7 protein-coding genes are annotated in these 10,082 nt (G+C 72.5%); 4 read left to right on the forward strand and 3 right to left on the reverse strand.

Translation table 11 applies throughout. The features are described from left to right. Positions 1-119: 119 nt before the first annotated feature. From ACFYWQ_RS09530 to ACFYWQ_RS09545, 4 genes are all read left to right on the forward strand, one after another. On the forward strand, positions 120-1,535 hold the full coding sequence (locus ACFYWQ_RS09530; protein ID WP_389514324.1) for a cation:dicarboxylate symporter family transporter: 1,416 nt from the start codon (positions 120-122) through the stop codon (positions 1,533-1,535). 134 nt (positions 1,536-1,669) lie between these two features. Beyond that, complete coding sequence (locus ACFYWQ_RS09535) at positions 1,670-2,098, forward strand: MerR family transcriptional regulator (RefSeq protein ID WP_389514325.1); 429 nt, start codon at positions 1,670-1,672, stop codon at positions 2,096-2,098. A gap of 14 nt (positions 2,099-2,112) precedes the next feature. Then, positions 2,113-2,427, forward strand: coding sequence for a thioredoxin family protein (locus ACFYWQ_RS09540; RefSeq protein WP_389514449.1), 315 nt, complete (start codon positions 2,113-2,115; stop codon positions 2,425-2,427). Between the two features lie 229 nt (positions 2,428-2,656). After that, a complete protein-coding gene (locus ACFYWQ_RS09545) occupies positions 2,657-4,888 on the forward strand; it encodes a HelD family protein (RefSeq protein WP_389514327.1) in 2,232 nt (743 codons plus the stop codon). A 205-nt stretch (positions 4,889-5,093) separates the two neighbouring features. Here the strand turns inward: ACFYWQ_RS09545 and glgB are convergent, their stop codons facing one another. From glgB to ACFYWQ_RS09560, 3 genes are all read right to left on the reverse strand, one after another. Next, a complete protein-coding gene (gene glgB / locus ACFYWQ_RS09550) occupies positions 5,094-7,859 on the reverse strand; it encodes a 1,4-alpha-glucan branching enzyme (RefSeq protein WP_389514329.1) in 2,766 nt (921 codons plus the stop codon). A gap of 13 nt (positions 7,860-7,872) precedes the next feature. Then, positions 7,873-9,243 carry a phosphotransferase gene (locus tag ACFYWQ_RS09555; protein WP_389514331.1) on the reverse strand — a complete coding sequence of 457 codons (1,371 nt, stop codon included), beginning with the start codon at positions 9,241-9,243 and terminating at the stop codon, positions 7,873-7,875. Between the two features lie 86 nt (positions 9,244-9,329). Further along, positions 9,330-10,082, reverse strand: a 753-nt coding sequence (locus ACFYWQ_RS09560; protein WP_389514333.1) for an alpha-glucosidase C-terminal domain-containing protein, incomplete at its 5' end; no start/stop codon positions are given.

Consider the following 10,082-nt stretch of genomic DNA (forward strand, 5'->3'; position numbering starts at 1 on the left):
AAATGAACGGAAGGGTGACCGCCCTCACACACCGGGAGATAGTCACCGGGTTCCCTTATCTCGCCCGGACGTGAGCCGCACGCCGGTGATGCCGACGAAGACGTCTAAGGAGGGCAGCCGTGGCCGCCAGCAGCACCCCCGATACGGCACCTGCCGCACCCGCCGCCAAGCGGGACCGGACCCACTACCTGTACATCGCGGTGATCGTCGCGGTCGCCCTCGGTATCACGGTGGGTCTGGTCGCCCCCGACCTCGCCGTCGAGCTGAAGCCCATCGGCACCGGCTTCGTGAACCTGATCAAGATGATGATCTCGCCGATCATCTTCTGCACGATCGTGCTCGGCATCGGATCGGTCCGCAAGGCCGCCAAGGTCGGTGCCGTCGGCGGTATCGCCCTCGGCTACTTCCTGGTGATGTCGCTGGTGGCGCTGGCCATCGGCCTGGTCGTCGGCAACATCCTGGAGCCGGGCACCGGCCTCGCGCTCACCGACGCGGTCAAGGAGACCGGCCAGGCGCAGGTCTCGGCCGAGGCCAAGGACACCACCGAGTTCCTGCTGGGCATCATCCCGACCACCATCGTCTCCGCCTTCACCGGCGGCGAGGTGCTCCAGACCCTGCTCGTCGCGCTGCTCGCCGGCTTCGCCCTCCAGGCGATGGGCCCGGCCGGGGAGCCGGTCCTGCGCGGTGTCGAGCACATCCAGCGGCTCGTCTTCCGCATCCTCGCCATGGTGATGTGGGCCGCCCCGATCGGCGCCTTCGGCGCCATCGCCGCGGTCACCGGTTCGGCCGGCGTGGACGCGCTCAAGAGCCTGGCCGTGCTGATGCTCGGCTTCTACATCACCTGCTTCCTCTTCGTCTTCCTCGTGCTCGGCGCGCTGCTGCGGATCTTCGCGGGCCTGAACATCCTCACGCTCTGCAAGTACCTGGGCCGTGAGTTCCTGCTGATCCTGTCCACCTCCTCCTCCGAGTCCGCGCTGCCGCGGCTCATCGCGAAGATGGAGCACCTCGGGGTCAGCAAGCCCGTCGTCGGCATCACCGTCCCGACCGGCTACTCCTTCAACCTCGACGGCACCATGATCTACATGACCATGGCCTCGCTGTTCATCGCCGACGCGATGGGCACGCCGATGTCGGTCGGCGAGCAGATCCCGCTGCTGCTCTTCCTGCTGGTCGCGTCCAAGGGCGCCGCCGGGGTCACCGGCGCGGGCCTGGCGACCCTGGCGGGCGGCCTCCAGTCGCACAAGCCGGCCCTGGTGGACGGCATCGGCCTCATCGTCGGCATCGACCGCTTCATGAGCGAGGCGCGCGCCCTCACCAACTTCGCGGGCAACGCCGTCGCCACCGTCCTGATCGGCACCTGGACCAAGGAGATCGACAAGGCGCGCGTGGAGCAGGTGCTCGCCGGCCGGATCCCCTTCGACGAGCGGACCCTGCTCGACGACGGCCATGGCGGCCACGGCGGCCCGGCCCCGGCGGAGGCGGACGTGCCCGAGCCGCGCGAGCGCGGCGGCGAGAAGGAGCTCGCCAAGGCCTGACGCACCGGCCCCGGTCTCCGGGCGCCCGGCCCCGCCTGAACCGGGGCCGGGCGCCCGGCCGTTTTTTCCCCAGCCGTCCTTTCCGGGCGCGCGGTCTTGCCTTGACGTCGGCGTCAAGCCGTACGTTCACCGGTATGCGAATCGGCGAGCTGGCCGCACGGGCCGGGACCACGACGCGGACCCTGCGGTACTACGAGGCGCGGGGGCTGCTGCCCGCGCGCCGCGACGAGCTGGGCCACCGCGCCTACGACGAACGCGATCTGCGCCTGTTGCGGCAGATCACGACGTTGCGGGACTTCGGGTTCGACCTGGAGGAGACCCGGCCCTTCGTGGAGTGCCTGCGGGCCGGGCACCCGGAGGGCGACTCCTGCCCGGCGTCGCTCGCGGTGTACCGGCGCAAGCTGGACGAGCTGGACGCGCTCATCGGCGAGCTGGCGGCGGTCCGGGAGAAGGTCGCGGGGCAGCTGGCGCGGGCCGAGCGGGCGCGGGACGAACTGGGCGCCGAGGCGCTGGTTCCGGGGGGTCCGGAACCACTGTGCGAACTGGGAGGACGGGAACGGTGACCAAGGCGGCCGGAGTGCCCGAGGTGACGGACGCGGATTTCGGGGCGGAGGTGCTGGGGGCGGATCTGCCGGTGCTGGTGGAGTTCACCGCGGACTGGTGCCCGCCCTGCCGGCAGATGGCGCCGGTGCTGAAGGCCCTGGCCTCGGAGGAGGCGGAGCGTCTGAAGGTGGTGCAGCTGAACGTGGACCACAACCCGGCGACGACCAACCACTACAAGGTGCTGTCGATGCCGACCTTCATGGTGTTCCGCGGCGGTGAGCCGGTGAAGGCGATGGTGGGGGCGCGGCCGAAGCGGCGGCTGCTGGAGGAACTGTCGGACGTCGTCTGAGCCCTCCCGCAGCAACGCGGGCAACGCAGGCAGGGCATGCACAGCACGCACCCTGTGCACCGCACGCAGAAATCCCCCGAGGGCAATTGCCCTCGGGGGATTTCTTTATGTATATTCAATGGTTCGCGACTTCACTGTGGTCGGTCGCGGAGAAGTTCAGTAGGCACAGTATATCCGGCCGGGAGTGGAATTGTCAAACAACGGTTTTCCGGGCAGTGAAGACAGCGAATTGCGCGGTGAACAGGAATTCATCGACGGCCTGTACGCCCGCGTCGACGCCCTGCGCGGTGACACCGAGGCCTCCGTGGCGGACGCCCTCGCCCAGGGCGACAAGCCCATGCAGGCCCGGCTGGAGCGGGACATCCTGGTCGCCGAGCGCTCGGGGCTGCTCGCCGCGCTGAACGCCGTCGACGGCTCCCTCTGCTTCGGCCGGATCGACCTGGCCTCCGGCGCCGCCCACCACATCGGCCGGGTCGGGCTGCGCCTGGACGACGCCGAGCGCACGCCCGTCCTCGTCGACTGGCGTGCCGACGTGGCCCGCCCCTTCTACCTGGCCACCGGCCACACCCCGATGGGCCTGCGCCGCCGCCGGCACATCACCACCGAGGGCCGCCGGGTCACCGCCCTGCACGACGAGTTCCTCGACCTCGGCGACGCCACCCGCACCGGCCACGAGGACCCGGCCGGCGACGACGTCCTGCTCGCCGCGCTCAACTCCGCGCGCACCGGCCGCATGACCGACATCGTGCAGACCATCCAGGCCGAGCAGGACGAGATCATCCGCGCACCGCACCGGGGGGTGCTGGTGGTCGAGGGCGGGCCGGGCACCGGCAAGACCGCGGTGGCCCTGCACCGCGCCGCCTACCTCCTCTACGAGCACCGCGACCTGCTCGCCAAACGGGCCGTCCTGATCGTCGGCCCCAACCCCGCCTTCCTCGGCTACATCGGCGAGGTGCTGCCCTCGCTGGGCGAGACCGGCGTGCTCCTCGCCACGGTCGGCGAGCTGTACCCGGGCGTTCGGGCGACGGCCGGCGACACGCCCGAGGCGGCCGCGGTGAAGGGCCGCGCCGCCATGGCCGACGCCCTCGCCGCCCTCGTACGCGACCGGCAGGCGCTGCCCGACCCGGTCGTCGCGATCGAGCACGACCGGGAGGTCCTGATGCTCGACGACGGGCTCGTGCGCGTCGCCCGGGAGCGCACCCGGGCCGTGAAGCTGCCGCACAACGCGGCCCGCGAGCACTTCGAGGGCCACATCCTGAACGCGCTCACCGAGCTGTACGCGGAGCGCGTCGGCACCGACCCCTACGACGGGTCCAGCCTCCTCGACGCCAGCGACATCACCCAGATCCGCGACGAACTCGCCGAGAACCCCGAGGTGTGGGCCGCGATCGACCGGCTGTGGCCGGTGCTCACCCCGCAGCGCGTGGTCGCCGACCTCCTCGCCGACCCCGAGGGCTACGTCCCCGACGAGGACGTGGCCGCCGTGCGCCGCCCGGTCACCCGGGCGTGGACGGTCGCGGACGTCCCGCTGCTCGACGAGGCCGCCGAACTCCTCGGCGAGGACGACCGGGCGGCGCGGGCCCACGCGCAGCGCGAGCGGGAGACGCAGATCGCCTACGCGCAGGGCGTGCTCGACGTCTCCTACGCCTCCCGCACCTACGAGTTCGAGGACAAGGAGGAGGACGATCCGGAGGCCGGCGAGGTCCTCTCCGCGCACGACATCATCGACGCCGAGCGGTTCGCCGAACGCCACGAGGAGGACGACCACCGCAGCGCCGCCGAGCGGGCGGCGGCCGACCGGACCTGGGCGTTCGGGCACATCATCGTCGACGAGGCGCAGGAGCTGTCGCCGATGGCGTGGCGGCTGCTGATGCGGCGCAGTCCGACGCGCTCGATGACCCTGGTCGGCGACCCGGCCCAGACCGCCGAGGCGGCCGGTGTCGGCTCCTGGTCCGAGATCCTCCGGCCGTACGTCGAGGACCGCTGGGAGCACACCCGGCTGGGCGTCAACTACCGCACCCCGGCCGAGATCATGGAGGTCGCCGCGGCCGTCGTGCGCGCCGAGCGGCCCGGCTTCGCCCCGCCCAGCTCGGTGCGCTCCACCGGCGTCCGGCCCTGGGCGCGCGCCACCGACGACCTGCCCGGCGCGGTCGCCGATGCGGTCGGCGAGCTGACCCCCGCGGAGGGCCGGCTCGCGGTGATCGCCCCGCGCGAGCTGCACCGCCGGCTGGCCGCCCGGCTGGACGGGGTCACCGCGGGCGCCGAACCGGACCTGACGCACAAGGTCGTCCTCCTCGACCCGCGCCAGTCCAAGGGCCTGGAGTTCGACTCGGTGCTCGTGGTCGAGCCCGCCGGGTACGGAACGAGCGACCTGTACGTCGCCCTGACCCGGGCCACCCAGCGCCTCGGCGTGGTCCACACCGGGGAACTGCCGACGGCGCTGGCGGAGGCGCTGGCGTAGACCGGCCGCACCGGGGCCCCGGGGGCTCCGCCCCCGGACCCCCGGCCTGTGCCCACCCACCACCCGACTCGCTCGGGACAAGGGCGGGCGAACGCAGCCTGTCCGGCGCTTCAGGACGAGGCCCGTTCAGGGCCGAAGCGGGGGTCCGGGGGCGGCAGCCCCCGGGGACGATGGGGAGGGAAAGGGCGGCGGGGGCGAGCGACGCTCAGGCCGGCCGCAGCCACACCGTCGCCAGTGGGGGCAGGGTCAGGCGGATGCTCGCCGGGTGCCCGTGCGCGCCCTGCGGCTCGGGCTTGACCGGGTCGGGGTGCGAGACACCGCTGCCGCCGTACCGCTCGGAGTCGGTGGTGAGGACCTCGTGCCAGGCGGGGACGTCGTCGGGGACGCCGAGGCGGTAGTCGGGGCGGACGACAGGGGCGAAGTGCGAGACGGCCAGCAGGGGCGTGCCGTCGGCGTCGTACCTCAGGAACGCGAGGACGTTGTCGTCGGCGGCGTCGCCCACCACCCACCGGAAGCCGTCGGGGACGGTGTCCCGCTCCCAGAGCGCGGGCGTCGACCGGTAGACGGCGTTCAGGTCGCGGACGAGGTCGCGGACGCCCCGGTGGTCGGCCTCGGCGCCGTAGGCGGGGTCGAGGAGCCACCAGTCGGGGCCGTGGGCCTCGGACCACTCCGCGCCCTGGGCGAACTCCTGCCCCATGAACAGCAGCTGCTTGCCCGGGTGGGCCCACATGAAGCCCAGGTAGGCGCGCAGGTCGGCGCGTTGCTGCCACCAGTCGCCCGGCATCTTCGACACCAGCGAGCGCTTGCCGTGGACGACCTCGTCGTGGGAGATCGGCAGGACGTAGTTCTCGCTGTAGGCGTACACCATCGAGAAGGTCATCTCGTGGTGGTGGTGCGTGCGGTGGACGGGCTCGTGGCCGACGTACTGCAACGAGTCGTGCATCCAGCCCATGTTCCACTTCAGGCCGAAGCCGAGCCCGCCGAAGCCGCTCGGGCCCCGGTGGTGCGTGGCCCGGGTGACGCCGTCCCAGGCGGTCGACTCCTCGGCGATCGTCACGACGCCGGGGTTCCTGCGGTAGACGGTGGCGTTCATCTCCTGGAGGAACGCCACCGCGTCCAGGTTCTCCCGGCCGCCGTGCTCGTTGGGTGTCCACTGGCCGGGCTCGCGCGAGTAGTCGAGGTAGAGCATCGAGGCGACGGCGTCGACGCGCAGCCCGTCGATGTGGAACTCCTCGCACCAGTACACGGCGTTCGCCACCAGGAAGTTGCGCACCTCGCGCCGCCCGAAGTCGAACTCCAGGGTGCCCCAGTCGGGATGCGCGGCCCGCAGCGGATCCGCGTGCTCGTACAGGGGCCGCCCGTCGAACTCGGCGAGCGCCCAGTCGTCGCGCGGGAAGTGCGCCGGCACCCAGTCCATCAGGACGCCGATCCCGGCCCGGTGCAGGCGGTCCACCAGGTACTTGAAGTCGTCGGGGGTGCCGAGCCGGGCCGTCGGCGCGTAGAAACCGGTGACCTGGTAGCCCCAGGAGCCGCCGAAGGGGTGCTCGGCGACCGGCATCAGCTCGACGTGCGTGAAGCCCAGGTCCTTGACGTAGGCCGGGAGCTGCTCGGCCAACTGGCGGTACGTCAGTCCGGGACGCCAGGAGGGGAGGTGGACCTCGTACACGGAGAAGGGTGCCTCGTGGACCGGCCGGTCGGCGCGGCGGGCCAGCCACTCCTCGTCGCCCCACGTGTAGTGGGAGGCGTGCACGATCGACGAGGTGGCCGGCGGCGTCTCGGTACGGCGGGCCAGGGGGTCGGCGCGCAGCGTGCGCGAACCGTCCGGCCGGGCGATGTCGAACTTGTACAGCTCGCCCTCCCCGATGCCCGGAACGAACAGCTCCCAGACCCCGGAGGAGCCGAGCGAACGCATCGGGAACCCGGTGCCGTCCCAGTAGTTGAAGGTGCCGGCCACCCGCACCCCGCGCGCGTTCGGCGCCCACACCGAGAAGCGGGTGCCGGTCACGCCCTGGTGGGTCATGGGGTGCGCGCCGAGCACCGTCCACAGCTGCTCGTGCCGGCCCTCGCCGATCAGGTGCAGGTCCAGCTCGCCGAGTGTGGGCAGGAAGCGGTACGCGTCCTCGGTCTCGTGGACCGTGCCCTCGTACGTCACGACGAGGCGGTGCTCCGGCACCTCGCGCAGCGGCAGCAGACCGGAGAAGAAGCCGTCGCCGTCGTCGTGGAGGCCGACGCGCACACCGTCCGCGACGACCGCGACGGACAGCGCGTAGGGCCGGAAGGCCCGGACGACTACCCCGCCGGGCGTCGGGTGCGCGCCCAGCACGGAGTGCGGATCGTGGTGGGTGCCGTGCAGGAGCCGCTCCCGGTCTACGGCGTCCAGGGCGGGGGAGGGGACGACGTCGACGTCGACGTCCGGGGCCGTGACGGCGGGCTCCCGGACCTCGGCCGTCTCCGCCGCGGCTTGCGCAGCCGCCGGGACCTTCTCCACGGGCACCTTCTCCACCGGTGCCGTCTCCGCCGGGGCCTGCGCCGCCGCCGGTGCCTTCTCCGCCGTCGCCCTCCTCGCCGGTGCCTTCCTCACGGGAGCCTTCTCGGCGGGCGCCTTGCGCGCGGAAGCCTTGCGCGCGGGCGCCTTGCCCGCGGTCGTCTGCGCGGCCGCGGCCGATTTCTGCGCGGGGACCTTTGTGGCGGCGGGCTTTCCGCTGGTGGCCTTCTGCGGGGGGACCCTCTTCGCGGCGGGCTTCGCGGTGGGCTTCGCGGTGGTGGCCTCCTGCGCGGTGACCTTCTCGGCGGCGCGCTTTCCGGTGGTGGCCTTCTTGGCGGTGGCCTTCTTGCCCGCCGCCGTCGTCCTGCCCGCCGCGGCCGCCTTCTTCGCCGCCGCCTTCTGTGTCACCGCCTTCTTCGCCGCCGCCTTCTTCGCGGTGGCCTTCTTCTTCGGGTCCGGACCGTCGGACGGGGGACTGGGAGTCACGGGTGAAGCCTCCTCAGAACGGGTCGGATGCGGCGAGCCTGCGGATCGCGGACAGCGGGACGGGGAGCCAGTCGGGACGGTGCCGGGCCTCGTAGACGACCTCGTAGACGGCCTTGTCCGTCTCGTAGGCCCGCAGCAGGACGGGGTCGGTGCGCGGGTCGGCGCCGGCCACCTCGGCGTACCCGGTGCAGTAGGCGGCCCGGCACGCCTTTGCCCAGCCCGGTGCCGGCGGGTCGGCCGAGTGGGCCGCGTAGTCGAAGGACCGCAGCATGCCCGCCACGTCCCGCACCGTCGGCTGCGGCATCCGGCGCTCCGCCAGCGGCCGGGACGGCTCGCCCTCGAAGTCGATCAGCGCCCACTCCCCGGAGGGGGCGCGCAGACACTGCCCGAGGTGCAGGTCGCCGTGGATGCGCTGGGCGGTCCAGGTGTGGCCCTCGGCCGCGAGGTCGGCCAGCGCGGTGAAGGCGGTGCGCAGGGCGGGCGCGTACGGACGCAGCGCGGGCACCGCCTGCGCGGCCGCGTCCAGCCGCTGGGTCATGCCCTCCACCAGCGGCCCCAGCTGCGCGTGCCCCAGGGTGGCCGAGGGCAGCGCGCGGGCGAGCGCGGTGTGCACCTCGGCGGTGGCCCGCCCCAGCGCCCGCGCCTCGGCGGCGAAGTCCTCCCCCTTGGCCAGCTCCCGCAGCGCCAGCTCCCAGCCGTCCGCCGCGCCCTGCACGTACGGCTGGAGCACGCCCAGGACGTACGGCTCGCCGCCGAGCTCGGCACGCATCCACGCCGTGGGCGCCGGCACCCGGGGGCAGCCCTCGCGGGCCAGGGCCAGCGGCAGCTCCAGGTCGGGGTTGACGCCGGGGACGACCCGGCGCAGCAGCTTGAGAATAAACGTATCTCCATAGACGACCGACGAGTTGGACTGCTCGGACGTCAGCCGCCGGGGCACCAGGCCGGTGCGGATCTCCTGGGCCGGGTCGCGGTCGCAGCGCAGGACACCGATCCGGGCCCCGGTGCGCAGTGCCTCCAGCAGCACCTCGGCGGGCCGGGTGTCGTACAGGGCGTCGTACACGGTCCGCCCGGTGAGCGGCCCGTGCCGGACATGACCGATCAGCGCGGGCGCCAGCCGGGGTGGCAGCGCCTCGCGCGCCCCTATCAGGAGCTGGTAGGTGTCGCCGTAGCCGGTCGTCTGATGTGCGCGGATCAGCAGGTGGTACAGGCCCAGCCGGCCTCCCGCGGGCAGCAGCTCGGTGGCCGCCACCGGCGTGAACCCGGTGACCGGACTCCCCTTGCCGGCGAACCAGCGCTGCCGCGGCAGCCACTCCCGCAGCAGGGGCGTCAGTGACGCGAGGAGACCAGGGGCTGTCGTGCCGGAGAGTGTGACAGTGTCCGCCATTGCGTCACATTCCTTTCCCCGGAGGGTCGGGGTGCTACTTCTGCGTGCCCCGGGCGGGGCAGGGGAAACCGCCCCGCCGCAGGGTTCTAGACGGCGTCCCGGCGCAGCCGGAACCAGTAGAAGCCGTGTCCTGCGAGGGTGAGCAGGTAGGGCAGATCACCGATCGCGGGGAAGCGGACCCCGCCGAACAGCTCGACCGGGAAACGGCCCTTGAACGGGCGCAGGTCCAGCTCGGTGGGCTGGGCGAAGCGCGAGAAGTTGTGCACGCACAGGACGAGGTCGTCCCCTACTCCCTCCGTCGGGGGGGCCTCGCGGAGGAAGGCGAGGACGGCCGGGTTGGTGGAGGCCAGTTCGGTGTAGGAGCCGAGTCCGAAGGCGGGGTTCTGCTTGCGGATCTCGATCATGCGGCGGGTCCAGTGCAGCAGCGAGGAGGGTGATGCCATGGACGCCTCGACGTTGGTGACCTGGTAGCCGTGGACGGGGTCCATGATGGTGGGGAGGAAGAGGCGTCCGGGGTCGCAGGAGGAGAAGCCGGCGTTGCGGTCGGGGGTCCACTGCATGGGGGTGCGGACGGCGTCGCGGTCGCCGAGCCAGATGTTGTCGCCCATGCCGATCTCGTCGCCGTAGTAGAGGATCGGCGAGCCGGGGAGGGAGAGGAGGAGGGCGGTGAAGAGTTCGATCTGGTTGCGGTCGTTGTCGAGGAGGGGTGCGAGGCGTCGTCGGATGCCGATGTTGGCGCGCATGCGCGGGTCTTTCGCGTATTCGGCGTACATGTAGTCGCGTTCTTCGTCGGTGACCATTTCGAGGGTGAGCTCGTCGTGGTTGCGGAGGAAGATTCC

Source organism: Streptomyces sp. NPDC003247 (assembly GCF_042888135.1).
Classification (GTDB): Bacteria; Actinomycetota; Actinomycetes; order Streptomycetales; family Streptomycetaceae; genus Streptomyces.